The organism is Providencia hangzhouensis, from assembly GCF_029193595.2.
Lineage (GTDB): Bacteria > Pseudomonadota > Gammaproteobacteria > Enterobacterales > Enterobacteriaceae > Providencia > Providencia hangzhouensis.
This window is the reverse complement of record NZ_CP135052.1, coordinates 505,841-523,719: the sequence shown is the minus strand read 5'-3', so window position 1 is coordinate 523,719 and position 17,879 is coordinate 505,841. Positions and strand designations below refer to the sequence as shown.

Sequence of the window (17,879 nt, the reverse complement as noted above, 5' to 3'; positions counted from 1 at the left end):
TCTACAAAATAGTTAAAATGGTGTCTTATTCAGCAAGACGGGGAATTGCCGGTTTAGCCTGTTCAGGCCCCATAGCGGAGTAACCGCCATCGACAGCGTAATCCGCACCTGTAACAAAGCTGGCCAAATCAGAAAGTAGGAACGCGACAACTTGAGCTACTTCTTCTGGGTCACCAACGCGCTTTAATAAGTGGTAATCAGCAGCAACACGGTCTGTTTTTTGGCGGTCTCCCCCTGTGATTTCATCCATAACTCGGGACCAAGTCCACCCGGGGGAAACGGAATTTACACGAATTCCTTCAGCCGCATAATCCATTGCTTGGCTGCGAGTTACCTCTAACATGGTGGCTTTAGATGCAGGGTAGAGCCAACGACCCGTTTGGGCGACAGAAGAAGAAATACTGGTAAAATTGACGATGGCACCTTTACCCGATTTTGCGAAATGTACTTTTGCAAGCTGCGCAGCCATCACTGCACTCACCACATTAATATTCAACGCAGTGAGCCAATCCTGCCTTGTAGATAACTGGCCTTCATCAAGATAAGTGGCAGCCAGATTAACTAAAAAATCGAGTTGCCCATATTTTTGCGCAACACGGTCAATCCCTTGTTTAAGTTGTTGGTCGTCTGTGATATCGACAGGAAGAAAATCAATATTGGGCTCACTTTGAGCTACCTTTTCACCATTCAAGGTATCAATGTCAAAAATCGTGACTTTAACGCCGTAATCACTTAATACCTTCGCAACGGTTGCACCAATTTTGGTCGCTCCCCCAGTCACAATGGCAATCTTATTATTCAAGCCTTTCATCTTTGTCACCCTCTTTTTCTCTCATTTAGTTACAATGAGTTCACAAAAAATTAACATAACGAATAGTTACGCAAATATGCTGGAAAGGGGTAGCCGATGGGCGCAAAAAATATCCATTATGTGCGGTAATTTAAATAGTAAGGTGATGATATAAATCGTTAAATAGCCACTTTCAGCAGTGGCTATCCAAATAATGAAAAGTATGATTAATCGCAGAAATTAATAAAATAACTTATGGACGTTCTAAAATACGGGCACCAGGGCCTTTCCTACCAAGTACATCATCAGGATTGCGCAGCGGACAGTCACTGAGTGATAAGCAACCGCAACCAATACAGTTATCCAACTCATTACGTAAACGTGTCAGTTGCCGAATACGCTTATCTAAAGATTTACGCCATTGCGTCGACATCTCCTTCCATTGCTCCGAAGTTAGCGCGCTATTTGCAGGAAAACGCCCCAATGCCTCTTGAATTTCATGTAGTGGGATCCCCGTACTTTGTGCAACCTTAATAATGGCGATGTAACGAAGTACAACAGAGTGAAATCGTCGCTGATTCCCTTGAGTTCGTGTACTTTGAATTAGCCCCTTTGATTCATAAAAATGGACTGTAGAAACAGGCACTCCCGAGCGTTTTGCCACTTCGCCCACCGTTAATGCTCGAGTAAAATCAATTTTTTTCCCCTCGTTCTTCTGAGGTTTTATCGTTTTTGTGTCTTTGTCCGCCATTTTAGCTCACCTTTGCTTGACCTCAACTTAACTTAAGGTTTTATAGTGCCACCCTGCTAGTTTGTCAATTGAGGTTATTTTTTAAAAGGGGATAGGTTTATGCCATCGGTGATTACCAAAATGTTAGAAAGCAATAGCTTATGGGTTATTGCTCGCTTACTAGTCTTGGTTTTATTTATTTCATCTGGTTTAGCCAAAGTTTTTGATTATGAAAATAGTCTGGCCGAAATGCGTGCCGCAGGTCTTCACCCAGATTGGTTTTTCAATATTGCTTCTGCTGCTGTCATGTTAATTGGCTCTGTTCTTGTGCTATTTAACCGTCTTTTATGGCTTGGAACTGGGGCGTTAGCTGTGTTTTTGTTCCTCACTATTTTGGTTGTACACACCTTTTGGAGCTACACGGGAGAACAAGCTCAAATCGCCATGTTTTGGGCAATTGAACATATCGCTGTTATTGGGGGCTTAATCGCTATCGCCATTGCAGGGCATTTTCGAGGTCTTTATTTCGCGTTAAAGACGCAGAAATAGAAGGAAAATTTAATGAATAAAAAAACAATAATGACACTTTGTTCCATTTTGATCGCTGTTGGGGCGGGTAGCGCGATTTATTCGACCTATGCGCAAAATGAAGAAGACGAACAAGCAGCATACCAATATCCACCCGTAAAAGTGGCATTGGCACCTGTTAGCTTAGATACCGCGCCTCGTACTTTTTACGGTGTAGGTGAGTTAGAAGCTGGCAGCCAAGTCTTAGTCGCGGCAGAAACCAATGGCCGTATAACAAAAATTGCATTTGAATCTGGCCAGCAAGTCAAAAAAGGCCAATTATTAGTGCAACTCAATGATGCCGTTGAACAAGCTGATTTATCACGTTACCAAGCACAGTTGCGCAATGCGGCTCGCTTATATGAAAGAACACGTTCATTATCTGCGCAACATTTAGTGGCAGAGGCTCAAGTGGACAGTACACGTGCTGAACGTGATATTGCCCAAGGCCTGATCCGCCAAACCCAAGCATTGATTGCGCAAAAGACAATCCGAGCTCCATTCGACGGTACGATAGGTATTCGCCAAGTCCATGAAGGACAGTATTTAAACCCAGGGGAAGCCATTGCCAGCCTGGTGGATACCAAAACCTTAAAGCTCAACTTTTCCTTAGATGAACAGGCCTCACCGGAACTGCATCAAGGCCAAATTGTTGATATTACAGTTGATGCTTATCCCAATAAAACTTTTCCAGCCCGTATTACGGCCATTGACCCACTCATTGGTAAATCACGTACTATCGCCCTGCAAGCCACATTAGAAAATAGCGATGGCACATTAAAAGCTGGGATGTACGCCAATGTGAATGTGGTACGCCAAGCCAGTAATGAAGTCATTACAATCCCAGAAACCGCTGTTACGTATACCGCCTATGGCGATACCGTATTTATTACGCAAGGTGAAGGGGATGCGATGACCGTCAAGCGGGTGTCCGTAAAAACGGGGCAACGTTGGGATGGCAAAATTGAAATAGAACACGGCTTAAGTGCTAACGATAAAGTCGTCACTTCTGGGCAATTACGCTTAAACGACGGCTCTGCTGTCACCCCTGTTGCCCAAGATACATTGTCTGAACCTGTCACTAATACGGCTCAAGGTTCATAAGGAAGGCGTAATGAAATTTACTGATATTTTTGTTCGCCGACCTGTTCTGGCTCTCGTGGTCAGTGCGCTGATTGTATTAATTGGTTTATTTGCGCTGAGTAAACTGCCTATTCGCCAATATCCACAACTTGAAAGCTCGACGATCACCATTACTACGCAATACCCTGGCGCATCAGCTAAATTGATGCAAGGGTTTGTGACACAACCCATCGCACAAGCGGTTTCCTCTGTGGAAGGCGTCGATTATCTGTCTTCTTCTTCTGTGCAAGGAAGTAGCCTTGTCACCGTACGAATGGAACTTAACCGAGACTCCACTCAAGCCCTTGCACAAGTAATGGCGAAGGTGAACCAAGTTCGTTATAAATTACCGAAAGAAGCTTATGACCCTGTGATTGAACTTTCTTCTGGGGAATCCACTGCGGTTGCTTATATCGGTTTTTCCAGCACCAATTTATCCATTCCAGCCCTGACAGACTATATTTCTCGCGTCATTGAACCAATGTACTCCTCAATTGACGGTGTCGCTAAAGTTCAAGTCTTTGGAGGCCAACAATTAGCAATGCGTTTATGGCTGGATGCCGATAAATTAGCTGGCCGAGGGCTAACCGCTGCGGATGTTGCGCAAGCAGTTCGCCAAAACAACTACCAAGCGGCTCCCGGTAAAGTCAAAGGCGAGTTCGTGATTTCCAATGTCTATGTTAATACCGATCTCACTAATGTCGATGAGTTTCGTGATCTAGTGATCCGCAACGACGGCAATGGATTAGTACGTTTAAAAGATGTGGGAACCATTGAATTAGGAGCCGCTTCCACAGAAACCAGTGGTTTAATGAATGGTGAGCCTGCGATTTACCTTGGTTTATTTGCCACACCAACCGGTAACCCTCTAGTAATCGTTGACGGCATGAATCAATTAATGCCTGACATCACCAAAACTTTACCGCCCGGCGTTAAGGTGGAAATGGCATTTGAAACTTCGCGCTTTATTAAAGCGTCTATTGACCAAGTGATTAGCACACTAGTTGAAGCGCTACTGATTGTTATTGCGGTTATTTACCTGTGTTTAGGGTCAATTCGCAGCGTAATCATCCCAATTTTAGCTATTCCGCTATCTATGTTAGGTGCAGCCGCACTCATGATGGCATTTGGGTTTAGTATTAACTTACTGACGCTACTGGCCATGGTATTAGCAATTGGTCTCGTCGTCGATGATGCTATCGTTGTGGTCGAAAACGTCCATCGCCATATTGAAGAAGGGAAATCACCGGTTTTAGCGGCTTTAATTGGTGCTCGTGAAGTAGCAGGCCCAGTTATCGCGATGACGATCACCTTGGCGGCGGTATATGCTCCAATAGGGCTAATGTCAGGTTTAACGGGAGCTTTGTTTAAAGAATTCGCACTCACGTTGGCCGGGGCGGTGATTGTTTCGGGTATTGTGGCATTAACCCTTTCCCCTGTAATGAGCTCGTTTATGTTGAACTCAAAACAGAATGAAGGGCGTATGGCACGTATGGCAGAAACCTTCTTTTCTACCTTAGCCCATTACTATACCATTGTATTGAATTTCTCTTTGAAAAACCGTTGGTTAACAGGTGTTATTGCCGTTGGTGTATTCATTAGCTTACCACTGCTTTATCAATCAGCTCCTCGTGAATTAGCCCCTGTGGAAGACCAGTCTAGTGTATTAACGGCGATCAAATCTCCGCAACACGCTAACCTCGAGTATGTAGAACGTTTTTCGCGTAAATTACATGATGTTTTCATGGAGTTGACAGAAACAGAAAGTACTTGGATTATTAACGGAACCGATGGCCCCTCCGCCAGCTTTGGGGGAACTAACTTGACATCATGGGAGCAGCGTGACCGCGCCGCATCTGAGATCCAAGGTGACTTACAAGGGCGCGTCGGTGATGTCGAAGGGAACAGTATTTTCGTTTTCCAGTTACCCGCCTTGCCAGGTTCAACGGGTGGCTTGCCAATCCAAATGGTTCTCAGAAGTCCGCAAGATTATTCGGTACTCTATAAAACCATGGAAGAGATCAAGCAACAAGCACGTGAAAGCGGTCTGTTTATGGTGGTAGATAGTGACCTCGACTACAACAACCCAGTGGTAGAAGTCCGTATTAACCGTTCAAAAGCGAATAGCTTAGGCATTCGTATGCAAGATATCGGGGAATCACTGACCTTATTAGTGGGGGAAAACTATATTAACCGCTTTGGGATGGATGGCCGTTCTTATGATGTGATCCCTCAAAGTATTCGTAGCCAACGCTTAACACCGGAAGCCCTTTCACGCCATTATGTGAAATCGGAAGCGGGAACTATGATCCCACTGTCAACGGTGGTTGATATCAATACCCAAGTTGAACCGAATAAACTCACGCAATTTAATCAGCAAAATGCGGCAATTTTCCAAGCAATACCTGCTCCTGGTGTCACATTAGGCCAAGCTGTTGCTTATTTAGATAATATTGCCAATGAGCTACCAGCAGGTTTTAGCCATGACTGGCAATCCGATTCGCGCCAATATAAACAAGAAGGAAACACCCTCGCCTTTGCCTTTATGGCGGCGCTCATCATTATTTACTTAGTCTTAGCGGCACAATATGAAAGTTTAGTCGACCCATTGATTATCTTGATTACTGTTCCACTTTCAATTTGTGGTGCGTTAATTCCATTGGCACTTGGTTATGCAACATTAAATATTTACACCCAAATCGGCTTAGTCACATTGATTGGCTTAATCAGTAAACACGGAATATTGATGGTTGAGTTTGCCAATGAATTACAAGCCAATGAAGGGTTAGATAGACGACATGCCATTCTCAAAGCAGCACAAATTCGTTTACGCCCAATACTAATGACAACCGCAGCAATGGTGATTGGCTTAGTTCCTCTGCTATTCGCCACTGGAGCAGGAGCAAATAGCCGCTTTGGCTTAGGCTTAGTGATAGTCACTGGTATGTTAGTTGGCACATTATTTACCCTGTTTGTTTTACCAACCATTTATACCTTGCTAGCCCGTAATCACAGTGCAACCGCACTAACACCAAGGCGCTATGAGCTTGCCGAAGCGAATCGCCTAATCAAAGAAACTGAGGAGACGTCCCAATGAGAAATACGTTAACTAGCCGTCATCAACGTAACAGCCGTACAGTCAACGAAGTGGAAGTGAATGCAATGAGTAATAGCATGGCCATGCTATTAATTTATCATGGTCTCCCCGCAGGTCTGGAAAAATCTCATTCAGCGTCAAACTCGAGCACTTTAAATAAGCCTACACGCTAATGTAAATAGCCGCCAAACCTAAATGGTATGGCGGCGATTATCAAATAACATCCCAACGTACTGTCTCTATTGGCCTTCATAAAAAGCTAAAACAAGATTACCTTCCCGAATAATAATTGGGTTGCCGGGTAATGCGTCCAACAATTCACGCTGAGAACTTTCTACGACCACCGCCACATCTTTATAATGATAATTTTTTAATAAATCAGGTAACTGCTTTAAGCTATAAAACCGATTAGCGGCATCTGGGTATTTTAGCCCGTAGCCTAATTCCCCAGTTTGGTGAAGCATCGTAATATCACTGCGTTTAAGTACCCAAGCCAATGTGGTGCCTAGCCCGACATTATTGGTTAACAATACAGATTTATCAGCTAACTGGTGATGATACTTCGCAATCACCTCTTGTGGTGTATTATTACTGGCAATACGAGATGGGATCACATGCCCTACCGTTAAGCTAATTGCCACCGTACACACTGCGGCTAAATACCAAAACCGTTGTTTGAAAGAAAGCAACGCAACCAATAACCAAAAAATAAATGCGCCAGCGGCTAACCATAGCTTTCCACTTTCATCGGCCTGATATACATTCAGTTTAGGGTAATAAGCAGAAGCAATAATTCCACCAGCAATAACGCCACCTATCAGTGTGTTAATCAATGCATTCAAACGAATAGTGAGTGTGTTTTTCTCAGTCAGTATTTTTTCAATGTAGGCTGCCATAAGAACCGCGATCGGTGCAATACAAGGCAAAATATAGGTCAGTAATTTTCCTTTAGTAATACTGAAAAAAACAAATGGCACGATAAACCATAATAGAAAATAAATATGTAACCCTTTTTGCTGCCATGCGTGTCGTAGCGCACCAAAAAGGTACCCTAGCCAAGGTAATACCGCAGCGAGCAAGATAGGGATATAAAACCAAAATGGGGATTTGTTTTGCGCGTTATTCGCCATAAAACGTTGAATATGCTCAACCCAGAAGAAATAGTTCCAGAAATCAGGCTCACGGCTGGCAATAACAAAGGCCCAAGGTAAGCACACGACAAAAGCAGTGAACAGCGAAACAAACGAGAAAACAAATACTTCTTTGAATTGCTTAAAGTAAATAGCGGCAACAGAGCAAACAAGTACTGGCAGCACTAAAACGAGAAAACCTTTTGTTAATACCCCTAACCCACAGGCTACTCCCATCATCATAAAAGCGAGTAATTTATGAGAGAAGTATTTTGTCGTTAAACCCCATTGGAAAAAGAAAATCACCATAGTGATAAATGCTGTCACAATCGGGTCAAGAATATTGTAGGTACCGATGGTAAAGACCATCAACATTGAAAGATAAATAAACACCGCGTTGAAAGCGAGACGTGAGTTTTTCCAAGCCATTTTAGCGCTAAGATAAACAAATAGCCCACTAGCTAATGTACTAAATACCACACCAAGACGAACAGAAATGTTATTTTCACCAAATAACATTTGGAAAACAGCCCCTACCCAATAACCAAAAATAGGTTTCTCAAAATAACGAATATCTAAAAGTTCAGGAACACTCCAGTTATAACTTATAATCAATTCCCGACTAATTTCTGCATACCGCAGTTCATCCGGTTGCCACAGTAACCTACCATTTAAGGGTAAAAAATAGGTCACTAGGACAAAACCAAATAACAGGCACCATTTAAGGTAGGCAATTCTATTGTTTGCCATAATCATCTCATCTCAACCATTCTTTTTATTGATATTTAATCATTTTATTTATTTCGTTTGAGCAAACACGCTCTTTTATTTAGCTATTATCGTTATGCCAATTAAACCCCATTTAAACAAATCAAACGTTAGTTGGTAGAAAGGTCGCTGTATATAAACAATCAATAAATGAATACTACAATTCATATACAAAAATAGATAAGAATCAAATAATAAGACTGAGTGTTTAAAGAATAGTTCAGTATTTAAAAATAAGGTGAAAATTTAATTCGTTCTTAATATTAGTCATTAATACAAAAAAGTGTACGGCAGTTTATAAACAAAAACCGGTCAGGGTATTCACCATAACCGGTTGTTATTCATACAAAGTAAAACTATTTGGCAGCAGCTAACGCCTGTTCAAGGTCTGCTAAAATATCATCAATATGTTCTATGCCAATTGATAAGCGGATCATATCCCGAGAAACTCCTGCCTGCGCTAACTCTGCATCATTAAGTTGACGATGTGTCGTTGATGCAGGGTGGCAGGCTAGTGATTTAGCATCACCAATATTTACCAACCGCACAATCAGTTTCAAGGCATCAATAAAGCGTGCCCCTGCTTCTTGGCCACCTTTAATACCAAACGACATAATACTTGCTGGCTTGCCGTTCATATACTTTTGCGCTAAGCCATGTTCAGGGTTACTCGGTAGCCCTGCATATTTCACCCACTCTACTTGTGGATGATTTTCCAGGTAGTTCCCAACTTTTAGCGCATTTTCGGTATGTCTATCCATTCTTAGCGCGAGGGTTTCTAAACCTTGTAAAATCAAGAATGCGTTAAACGGTGATAATGCAGCCCCCGTTCCGCGCAATGGCGCAACACGGCAACGAGCAATAAAGGCCGCTGCACCAAAATGTTCGGTATAACTGACACCATGGTATGCCACATCCGGCTCTATCAATAACGAAAAGCGATTCGGGTATTTTGTCCATGGAAACTTACCTGAATCAATAACCATTCCGCCAAGTGATGTACCGTGACCACCAATATATTTTGTCAATGAATGAACGACGATATCTGCCCCATGTTCAAATGGACGGCATAAATAAGGTGTCGCCACCGTATTATCGACAATCAAAGGAATACCATGGCGGTGTGCAACTTCAGCGAGCGCCGCAATATCAACAATAAAGCCCGCTGGGTTTGAAATTGACTCACAAAAAATAGCCCGCGTCTTATCATCAATAAGCGCATCAAATGCGGCGAGATCGTCATGCTCCGCAAAACGTGTTTCAATTCCTAAACGCGGCAGAGCATGGGCAAATAAGTTATAGGTTCCACCGTATAATTTAGCTACAGAAACAATGTTGTCTCCAGCTTGCGCGATAGTTTGAATCGCATAAGTAATTGCCGCCATACCAGAAGCAACGGCCAAGCCAGCGACACCGCCTTCAAGCGCAGCAATTCGTTGCTCTAAAACATCATTAGTCGGGTTCATGATACGAGTGTAAATATTACCCGCGACTTTTAAATCAAAGAGGTCAGCACCATGCTGAGTATCGTCAAAAGCATAAGAGGTGGTTTGGTAGATTGGCACGGCAACGGACTTAGTGGTAGGGTCAGGAGAGTAACCGGCGTGAATCGATAATGTTTCTAATTTCATTAGTTATCCTTGTTGCAACGCACTGGAATAGTTACAGCCAGAGGTAGTGATTACGTTATTATAATGCTGTGATAACCTTAGATATTACCTAAGCCACGATACCGAGCAACTACTTGCACTTGAAATTATTTCATATTGATAGATACGGTGAGGGTGATTATCACACCCCTCAGCTTAAAAATTAGTTATATCAATGTCTATCCATATAACCTAGTTCGTATTGATATAAAAAAAGCCATGACTTTTACAGGTCATGGCTCTGTTTCTTATATCACTTTATTTATAACTATAAAAATGCACCATAAATAACCGAAGTAATAGACGCTAATCCACAGATAAAAGTAAAGATTTGTGCCAATTTTGAAGTGCTAAATTTCTTCATTGCAGGAACAATATTCATCGAAACAACAGGTAGAATGAATAGAATAGCGGCAATCATTGGTGCCCCCATCGTTTCAATCATGCCTAAAATACTTGGGTTACGAATAGTCACAATCCAGGTTGTTATCACAATAAATAACATGGATGCCATTTGAATTTTCTTCACAGAGAAAGAAGAGCGAGATTTAATTAACCCAACCAAACCTTCGTGAGCGCCTAAGAAGTGACCAAAGTAACTTGATACAATCGCAGCGAAAGCAACAATAGGCCCTAAATAAGATAGGATTGGCGATGGGTTGATATTCGCAATATGTGATAACACACTGATATTTTGTTCTTTCGCAACGGCAAGCTCTGCTGGGCTTAGTGATAACACCACAGAGAAAACGAAAAACATCACGAAACCAGTCAGCATCAATGCTGCACCACCAGTAATCATATCCGTTTTTACCACTGCATTATCACCAAACTGCTGACGTTGGTCTTTAGTAAATTGGCTGATGATTGGGCTATGGTTAAATGAGAATACGATAAGTGGGATCGCCATCCAAACAATCACAGGCATTGCACTCCAATCAGGAGCCACCTCTAGCATGGACATATTCCACTCAGGGATTAGATACAATGATAAAGCTAACAAAATGAATACCAAAGGATAAACCATTAGGGAGGTGAGCTTTAACATAAGGTCGCGACCAAATACCACACCAGCAGTCATTGCAGCAATCAATACTCCAGACAATAACCATCGTGGTAGTGGGTCTATTCCTAATTGATTTACTAAGAATGAATCAACAGTATTCGTGATACCGACACCGTAAATCAATACGATAGGGTAAATAGCAAAGAAATAGGCAAATGTAATAATATTTGCGCCTACTTTACCAAAATGCTCTTCTACCGTATCGGTAATATCGGCATTTGGATTTTTTGAGGATAAGACAAAGCGAGCTAACCCTTTATGAGCCAACCAAATCATTGGCGTTGCAATTATTGCTAATACTACTAATGGCCAAAACCCCCCAGCACCAGCTTTAATTGGTAGGAATAAAACGCCTGCCCCCACGGCGGTACCAAATAAAGAAAGTACCCAAGTGAAATCCTTATAAGTCCACTTACTGACAGGTTTATCTTCTGTAACTACTGCTTTTTCAATTGTGCTCATCTTGTGTTCTTCATCATTAACGTTATTAAAATAAGATGTGCAGATTTTGCATTAAATGGGCAACAGTACCTAATTTAATTACTCTATTTCTTTCAACTTTTTGGGGTAGATCTCGTTAATAACGTAAAAGAACAAATACCACGTAATTATTCTGTAAAAAAATAATTTCGCAATCAATTAAAAGAGTAAATTTTAGATATAAAGTATTTAATTTTTAATTCGAGGAATGGCTGAGTTATTCGCTCAGCCATTTTTTTACCTGAGAAACTGAAATGTTATAGATATATAGGCACTAATATTTCTGTCGCAATTACAACCACAACCAATCCAACTAATACTGGGATTGACGTTCTTTTCACGACTTCGAACGGAGAGATTTTTGCCATACCAGATACGGCCACGACAACCCCTGATACCGGCGATAAAGTCCGCCCTAAGTTAGAGGCTTGTAGCATTGGTATCACTAAGTAAGCAGGATTGACCCCCATTTGTTTTGCTAAATGAGGAATTAGTTCAACAAATGCATAGAACGGTGCATTCCCTGAACCTGTGGTCATCGCAGCTAACATCGTAATCACCACCAGTGCAATCATCATCACAATTGCACCAGAACCGAATGACTGTGCAAGGTCAATGAGCCCTTTAATAAAGCCAATGGTACTTAAACCTTGAGCAAATACCCCAGCCGCCACTAATAACATAACGACCGTTGCAAATGCTTCTGCCATACCTTTGTAGCAAACTTCTAAGCCACTATAGACATGTTTAGCGCTGAAGCTACGGATGAATTCAATGATTGCAGCCAAAATAATACAGCCAACAATAATGGTAACAATATGCAATTCAGGCGCCCATTTACCATCAAACACTAAAACACCGATAATTGGCGTAAAAGGTAAAATAGCGTAGAAAGCAGGAGCATGGGTTTTAATTTCATTCACATCTAACATTTCAGTCGTGACATTTTCTTTTCTGTCGAGGTAACGCTGCCAAAAGAAGTGAGCGATTGACATTGCCACAATTGCCGCGATAGAAATCGGTAAGGTCGTTTTAAATGCAAAGTCGATTAATGGCATTTCAGCCGCTTTTGCCGCTAAGATAACATCACCAGATGTCGGCGCTAAAATAATTGCCGCTGGCGATGCACAGATTGCTGCTGCTGCACCACGACTGATCCCGACATTCACCATTACAGGGAATAATGTCGCCATCAGTAATACACCGAGGCCTGTCGCAGAAGATACCGCCAGTGACATCAAACATGCCACAATATAAGCAGCAACCATCAACAAATAAGGTGAGTTGATCATTTTTAATGGCTTAGAGGCGATTTTCACCACAACATCATTCGCCCCAATGTGAGTCATATAAGATGCAAACCCACATAACACCATGATCATCATACCAAGGTCGCCACCTCGGCTCATTAATAGGAATTTTATGTATTCCAGAATATCTGTTACACGCCACCCCGTCGTCGGAACAGAACCTGGTAAAATACTTTTGCCCATAATAGCGGTAATGATTAGAAGTAAAATCCCTCCTGTCATTAACACACCCGTTGCGGAATACCCTTTTATGATATAACGCCCAACTCCAATGGCGACAATAACGCCGATTAAGAGCTCAATCATTTATTTCTCCTGCCTGTCTTATTTTGTAATTATAAAAAAAATTACTCTGCCTAATCATTAAGCAAAATTCACTGACAATGATCATGTCAGCAGATGATTTTTAATATAGAAATGCGTTAAAACACAAGAGAAATAAATAAAAAATCTTTTTGATAGTTATTTTGCAGCCGATCTTCCTATTTATTAACAACACATAGGAAGAACGGCTTAACTTAGACTAGAAAAAATATTTGAAGCGAGCACGAACACCATAGCGTTCATCATCATGATGACTAATCAAATTAGGGTTATCTGCATTAATTTTAGAGTAATAAGCACCAAGATAAATTTTGTAATTATCTATAGCTAAAATTTGAGGTAACTCATAAGAAGCATATAAAGTATGAACATCATATTTACCTGGGATGTTATTCAACACTGAATTAGGGTCTGTCGAAATATTTACTGCATTAAAATCTTTAATATTATTATGCGCATAGATATAACCTAGTTGAGCGCGACGCCACAAGGCATAGCCACCTAACGATAAATCTGTTTCTGCTATTGCATCTAGGTATGCAGTACTGAATGTTAGCTGCACGCCATTATCTGAGTCTTTTTCTACGCTATTCCATCCTAAAGTCATACCATATCCATTACGTTTGGACATATCCTTCCAATGACCATCAACGTTATCCCCATAGGCATTGTTGATAACTTGGGATTCCATCGCAATAGCCACTTTAAAATCATTCGGCTGCCAAGCCACCACAGGCCTTAAATAAATAACATTTTTCTTATTATCTAGCTGATAACCATGGTAATTAGAATCATCGAATAAAGCGGTACCATCTTCAACCAATGCGTTAATTTCAAAATACCAATCATCTAATGAGTGGGAAAGTTGCACACTACCACCATCACCTGAACGCCCCCGCCCTTCTTTCATCATATAAATATAACCGACCCCATCACTGTATAAATCATTCGCCGTATTGCCTGAATACTGTACAAACGTATCTTGTCCTAATGGGAACATATCATAAGCTTCGTAACGGCCGAGCTTTACTTGCCAGCGATCCTTTTGCCCGAAATAAAAAGCGGCATCATCAAGGTTCATTTTTCCTGTCATATCCGCAAGCGGCTGCACAGAAAACCCTGCATAATTTCCATTATCTTTCAAATGATTACCATCTACCCCAATCAAGATCCGTCCATTAATATCCCAATTATCACTCTTATTTGGTTGGTTGTTTTTCCCAAGGGCCGTTCTGACAGATGTAATTTGTCCCTGACGACTCGCCCCATCCATATTGAACTCAACATCGCCATAAAGCTTAAGTTCACCGTAATCATTGTGATATTGGATCCCAGATGTTGGTTTTTCTTCACTCTCCCTTGGTACATTTGTATTGGAAATAGGCTCCTTAACAACGGTTGATATGGGTTGTTTGGTAGTTTCATGCATATTCATCACTCGTTCGAGCTTTTCTGCTTTCTGTTCAGCAGCTTCGGCACGTCGTTCTGCCAACTCAGCTCTTTTCTCTAACGCCTCCAGCCTTGCCTCAATACGGCTTAAATCCGTTTGAGCATCCCCCACCAAAGGGAATAGGATGACAAAAGCCGCTACAATCGCAGATAACGGTAACATCTTCATATTAATACCTATTTGAATTAAACCAATAAACATCATTGCTAGCGCTTTCTTCTCTTTTTTGATTTATCGTGAAGTGAGCTGCCCAGAACATGAACACAGTATATGATCAAAGATATGTTAACGTTAACATGAAATTGATAAAAGAAAGATCGAACTCACAATTCACTGATTAATCTAAAATAAACAACGTCAAAAACTATGTTCAGATTTTATTTCAACCAGTTGAAAAGTAAGTGATTTTATAAATTAATAATATGGAAACTAACCATTGAATAACTCATAAATCATATCGCCAAAAAAGCCACGATACTGTAAGTATCTAATTTGTTTGCTTTTTTCCTTGAAATCATGAGGAAGGTCATCACCGAATTTTTTACTACGAACCAATGCGGCCTTTTCAAACCAATCTACATCTAGAGTAGCAAAATGCTTTTCCACAACCGTTTCAGTGAAACCTTTCTGCCGCATTTCTTGTTTTATCCGCAATGGCCCATATCCCTTGCGCAGATAACCTTGCATTAATAGCCCCGCGACACGGTCATCATCAAGAAAATGTTGCTCACTTAGTCTTTCAAGCACCAATTCAATTAAAGGCTCATCAATAATACCTTCATTTTTTTCATACATACGCCGTTTCATACGAGCAAATAGCTCGGCTTTACCGTAATCACGGCGGGAAAGCATAAACAAGGCATATTGGTAAAGCTCGGATTCATTCATGGCGTTAAACTTTCATCATTAAATTGGGCGCATTGCGCGCCCAGTCTAACATAAACCTTTGTACTCTAGCTTGAATAAGTATGTGATTCGGCTGGCGGAGCTCAGTCAACACCCATGCGGTTTGAATCGTGACGCGTATATACTCTAAATAATTCAAGTTGCATGTAGGCGACAAACGAAGACAGACCGATGAGCATACATAAGTATGTGATTCGGCTGGCTGAGCGCAGTCAACACCCATGCGGTTTGAATCGTGACGCGTATATACTCTAAATAATTCAAGTTGCATGTAGGCGACAAACGAAGACAGACCGATGAGCATACATAAGTATGTGATTCGGCTGGCTGAGCGCAGTCAACACCCATGCAGCTTGAAGTATGACGAGTATGACAAGTTAGTGAACTTGAGCGCCACTTAACAATTTATATATCGTATCAGGGGTATAACTGCCGTCTTGGAAATAAATTGTCCAATCCGTAATATCGTCGCGCGTTAATGGATAAACTTCCCCTTCTTGCATATTTTTCACATAAAAAGGATGGTTAATTAAACGCCCTTCAAACTTGTCTCCATTCCAAGAAACAGGTTCAAACCACATATGTTCATGACCATCGAAATCTTCTTCTGCATCATGGTAACCAATACCGCATTTCACTAAAAAGCGCCATTCCGAATCTTCAGCTTCCTCGTTTTTACCGAGGAATTTGGCAAAAAATCCTTTCTTCTGAGCGACCGGTTTTGGCCCGTAGTTATCTAACATATGGGTAAAATATTCCCAACGTAATTTGGCTTTACGGGACATATCAGCGGTTTCTTCATCGGTACGCATAAACATCATCGCGTTTTGATCTTCAAAGCCTTCAAAGAAACTTTCTAATACCGGGTTTTCTTGTGTCACACGAAACAACATCGCGGATGGGTGCTGATGAGATTCGTCTCGATCATGCCAATCCCCCATGAAACGCTCTGATGACGCATCACCAAACTCGAAATTCATCTCTTCAAGTGGTTTTAAGTCATCAATTGGCGTTGATTTACCCACATGCAACAGCCCTTCTTCAAACGGTACTGCAACTAAATACTCATAGCCTGCTTGGGTTTGACCAATAAAAATAGGTTCATTAAACACGATTTTTCCGTGAGTAATACTGTTATTCACGAAGCTCCAAAATAGTTCGGGAATACCATAATAAGAAGCAATCGGGTGCGGTATAATAATTTCTGCTTCCGATAAACCACAACGTGCCAAACCGTGAGTATGGAACCAATACATGGTCGGAGCACGCTCTTCTTCCGGCTTGTCTTCGTTGTCTTCTTGATCATAAATAGCATGAACAACATACAAAGAATCAATGCTTGGCATCAAATCATCAATTAGTTGGAAATTAAGCCACTCACGAGTAAACACTTTCCCTGCGGCAGAAATATCCAAGCCTAGTAATAAATCTGGCACTAATATTTGAATAATTTTCAGCTGCTGAAGGTAATTAGCTAATGGCTGCCCTTGAAATAAACATTCAACAATCACTGCTTGAGGAGCAGCACTGGCCTCTGCATACAGCTCAGGGCTAATTGGATCAGTGGCAAAATAAGGATTGATGGTATATTCAGGGTCGCTATCCACTAAAGAGATATAAAAACGTAATTCTTCTTCATCTTTTTTACAGCTAAAGAAAAAGCCGCCATCCTCAGGAATGTAGTCTATTTCACCATCGGTGAAATAAGTTTGCTCTTCTAAACGCTGCTCTAATAATAAAGACGTCAGCTCAGAACCAGGGATAGCAACCATCATTGATGCTTCTTTTTCACCCTCACCTGCTGCGGTATCAAGGTAGTGTTGTTTATTATTCATTTTCAGACCTATTAATAAGTGACTCTGGCGAGGATATCAGCTTATATTCATTAAGAATATTGTGATTATTCTTAACAAACAGAGATTGTGATTTGATCCTTCGTATTGCAAGTAAGTTAATAAATAATCATTATTCGACAATCAGTTATTCTACTTTTCATACTGTATTGACTGAGGCACAATAATGCACTTTCTTTAATTTGCTTTAAATTGATAAAGCAAAAGTTCTATTTCAATAAAGGTAATTCAAATATGGCTGATTTAACCAAGGCACAAAAAGAATATGTTGATGAACTGGCGATGCAGCGCGTTTTCGATATGAATAGCGATGAAGTGCTGGTCAACGCCTTAGAACAAAAGATTCACCAAATGGAAGACCATTTAAAAGCCTATTTTCATGAGCGTGTTAAGTTTCATCAACAAAACAAAAAATAGTATTTTCAGCCCTATCGTGCCGATGTTATTTCTTGCATCGGCAGCTATTTTAGGTATGAAAAATGATAATCTTAAATAAACAATTAACATACAGGTATCTAGTTTTAGATCTTCATAAAAAAGCATTAAGCGCTATCGATAAAAAAATTATCAATGTTAAAATTCCAACTATTATAGATATACCTAACTACACCTCTCTATTATCTAAAGATTGAGCCAA

Annotated in this window: 14 protein-coding genes; 5 read left to right on the top strand and 9 right to left on the bottom strand. The window is 41.0% G+C overall.

What is annotated here, in order from left to right; all coding sequences use genetic code 11:
• Positions 1-25: 25 nt before the first annotated feature.
• Together PZ638_RS02255 and soxR are read right to left on the bottom strand one after the other, a co-directional pair.
• Positions 26-811 carry an SDR family oxidoreductase gene (locus PZ638_RS02255; protein WP_004261123.1) on the bottom strand — a complete coding sequence of 262 codons (786 nt, stop codon included), beginning with the start codon at positions 809-811 and terminating at the stop codon, positions 26-28.
• A gap of 232 nt (positions 812-1,043) precedes the next feature.
• On the bottom strand, positions 1,044-1,541 hold the full coding sequence (gene soxR, locus PZ638_RS02250) for a redox-sensitive transcriptional activator SoxR (RefSeq protein ID WP_004261125.1): 498 nt from the start codon (positions 1,539-1,541) through the stop codon (positions 1,044-1,046).
• A 99-nt stretch (positions 1,542-1,640) separates the two neighbouring features.
• On the opposite strand from soxR, the gene PZ638_RS02245 reads away from it, so the two are divergent.
• Genes PZ638_RS02245 through PZ638_RS02230 form a run of 4 tightly spaced genes read left to right on the top strand, consistent with a single transcriptional unit; the run spans position 1,641 to position 6,479 of the window.
• Positions 1,641-2,069, top strand: coding sequence for a DoxX family protein (locus PZ638_RS02245; protein WP_094961447.1), 429 nt, complete (start codon positions 1,641-1,643; stop codon positions 2,067-2,069).
• A 12-nt stretch (positions 2,070-2,081) separates the two neighbouring features.
• Positions 2,082-3,191 carry an efflux RND transporter periplasmic adaptor subunit gene (locus PZ638_RS02240; protein WP_180312334.1) on the top strand — a complete coding sequence of 370 codons (1,110 nt, stop codon included), beginning with the start codon at positions 2,082-2,084 and terminating at the stop codon, positions 3,189-3,191.
• A gap of 10 nt (positions 3,192-3,201) precedes the next feature.
• Positions 3,202-6,306 (top strand): MexW/MexI family multidrug efflux RND transporter permease subunit, encoded by a 3,105-nt coding sequence (locus PZ638_RS02235; RefSeq protein ID WP_206277684.1) that lies wholly within the window; start codon positions 3,202-3,204, stop codon positions 6,304-6,306.
• Positions 6,303-6,479: a hypothetical protein gene (locus PZ638_RS02230; protein ID WP_004261134.1), complete on the top strand. Its 177-nt coding sequence runs from the start codon at positions 6,303-6,305 to the stop codon at positions 6,477-6,479. The genes PZ638_RS02235 and PZ638_RS02230 overlap by 4 nt, the downstream gene beginning before the upstream one ends.
• A gap of 66 nt (positions 6,480-6,545) precedes the next feature.
• Here PZ638_RS02230 and arnT read toward each other — a convergent pair whose 3' ends face one another.
• The 7 genes from arnT to PZ638_RS02195 all read right to left on the bottom strand — a co-directional run bounded on the left by arnT (position 6,546) and on the right by PZ638_RS02195 (position 17,224).
• The gene (arnT, locus tag PZ638_RS02225; protein ID WP_110592507.1) at positions 6,546-8,192 is read right to left on the bottom strand and encodes a lipid IV(A) 4-amino-4-deoxy-L-arabinosyltransferase; all 1,647 of its coding nucleotides are present in this window, start codon (positions 8,190-8,192) and stop codon (positions 6,546-6,548) included.
• Positions 8,193-8,560: 368 nt separating this feature from the next.
• Positions 8,561-9,835 (bottom strand): bifunctional O-acetylhomoserine aminocarboxypropyltransferase/cysteine synthase, encoded by a 1,275-nt coding sequence (locus tag PZ638_RS02220; protein WP_206277685.1) that lies wholly within the window; start codon positions 9,833-9,835, stop codon positions 8,561-8,563.
• A gap of 286 nt (positions 9,836-10,121) precedes the next feature.
• The gene (locus PZ638_RS02215) at positions 10,122-11,381 is read right to left on the bottom strand and encodes an aromatic amino acid transport family protein (RefSeq protein ID WP_094961452.1); all 1,260 of its coding nucleotides are present in this window, start codon (positions 11,379-11,381) and stop codon (positions 10,122-10,124) included.
• Between the two features lie 275 nt (positions 11,382-11,656).
• Complete coding sequence (gene dcuC, locus PZ638_RS02210; protein WP_004261170.1) at positions 11,657-13,015, bottom strand: anaerobic C4-dicarboxylate transporter DcuC; 1,359 nt, start codon at positions 13,013-13,015, stop codon at positions 11,657-11,659.
• Positions 13,016-13,232: 217 nt separating this feature from the next.
• Positions 13,233-14,651, bottom strand: coding sequence for a carbohydrate porin (locus tag PZ638_RS02205; RefSeq protein WP_272674506.1), 1,419 nt, complete (start codon positions 14,649-14,651; stop codon positions 13,233-13,235).
• Positions 14,652-14,912: 261 nt separating this feature from the next.
• Positions 14,913-15,371, bottom strand: coding sequence for a regulatory protein RecX (locus PZ638_RS02200; RefSeq protein WP_004261175.1), 459 nt, complete (start codon positions 15,369-15,371; stop codon positions 14,913-14,915).
• Positions 15,372-15,766: 395 nt separating this feature from the next.
• On the bottom strand, positions 15,767-17,224 hold the full coding sequence (locus PZ638_RS02195) for a DUF4026 domain-containing protein (protein ID WP_094961453.1): 1,458 nt from the start codon (positions 17,222-17,224) through the stop codon (positions 15,767-15,769).
• 252 nt (positions 17,225-17,476) lie between these two features.
• Here PZ638_RS02195 and PZ638_RS02190 point away from each other — a divergent pair, with 252 nt between their 5' ends.
• Complete coding sequence (locus tag PZ638_RS02190) at positions 17,477-17,659, top strand: hypothetical protein (protein WP_004261179.1); 183 nt, start codon at positions 17,477-17,479, stop codon at positions 17,657-17,659.
• Positions 17,660-17,879: the final 220 nt, after the last annotated feature.

Coding starts and splice junctions, on each gene's coding strand:
- PZ638_RS02245 (WP_094961447.1), top strand. CDS start 1,641: ATGCCATCGGTGATTACCAAAATGTTAGAAAGCAATAGCTTATGGGTT.
- PZ638_RS02220 (WP_206277685.1), bottom strand. CDS start 9,835: ATGAAATTAGAAACATTATCGATTCACGCCGGTTACTCTCCTGACCCT.
- PZ638_RS02195 (WP_094961453.1), bottom strand. CDS start 17,224: ATGAATAATAAACAACACTACCTTGATACCGCAGCAGGTGAGGGTGAA.
- PZ638_RS02215 (WP_094961452.1), bottom strand. CDS start 11,381: ATGAGCACAATTGAAAAAGCAGTAGTTACAGAAGATAAACCTGTCAGT.
- PZ638_RS02200 (WP_004261175.1), bottom strand. CDS start 15,371: ATGAATGAATCCGAGCTTTACCAATATGCCTTGTTTATGCTTTCCCGC.
- PZ638_RS02230 (WP_004261134.1), top strand. CDS start 6,303: ATGAGAAATACGTTAACTAGCCGTCATCAACGTAACAGCCGTACAGTC.
- PZ638_RS02205 (WP_272674506.1), bottom strand. CDS start 14,651: ATGAAGATGTTACCGTTATCTGCGATTGTAGCGGCTTTTGTCATCCTA.
- soxR (WP_004261125.1), bottom strand. CDS start 1,541: ATGGCGGACAAAGACACAAAAACGATAAAACCTCAGAAGAACGAGGGG.
- PZ638_RS02240 (WP_180312334.1), top strand. CDS start 2,082: ATGAATAAAAAAACAATAATGACACTTTGTTCCATTTTGATCGCTGTT.
- PZ638_RS02235 (WP_206277684.1), top strand. CDS start 3,202: ATGAAATTTACTGATATTTTTGTTCGCCGACCTGTTCTGGCTCTCGTG.
- dcuC (WP_004261170.1), bottom strand. CDS start 13,015: ATGATTGAGCTCTTAATCGGCGTTATTGTCGCCATTGGAGTTGGGCGT.
- PZ638_RS02190 (WP_004261179.1), top strand. CDS start 17,477: ATGGCTGATTTAACCAAGGCACAAAAAGAATATGTTGATGAACTGGCG.
- arnT (WP_110592507.1), bottom strand. CDS start 8,192: ATGATTATGGCAAACAATAGAATTGCCTACCTTAAATGGTGCCTGTTA.
- PZ638_RS02255 (WP_004261123.1), bottom strand. CDS start 811: ATGAAAGGCTTGAATAATAAGATTGCCATTGTGACTGGGGGAGCGACC.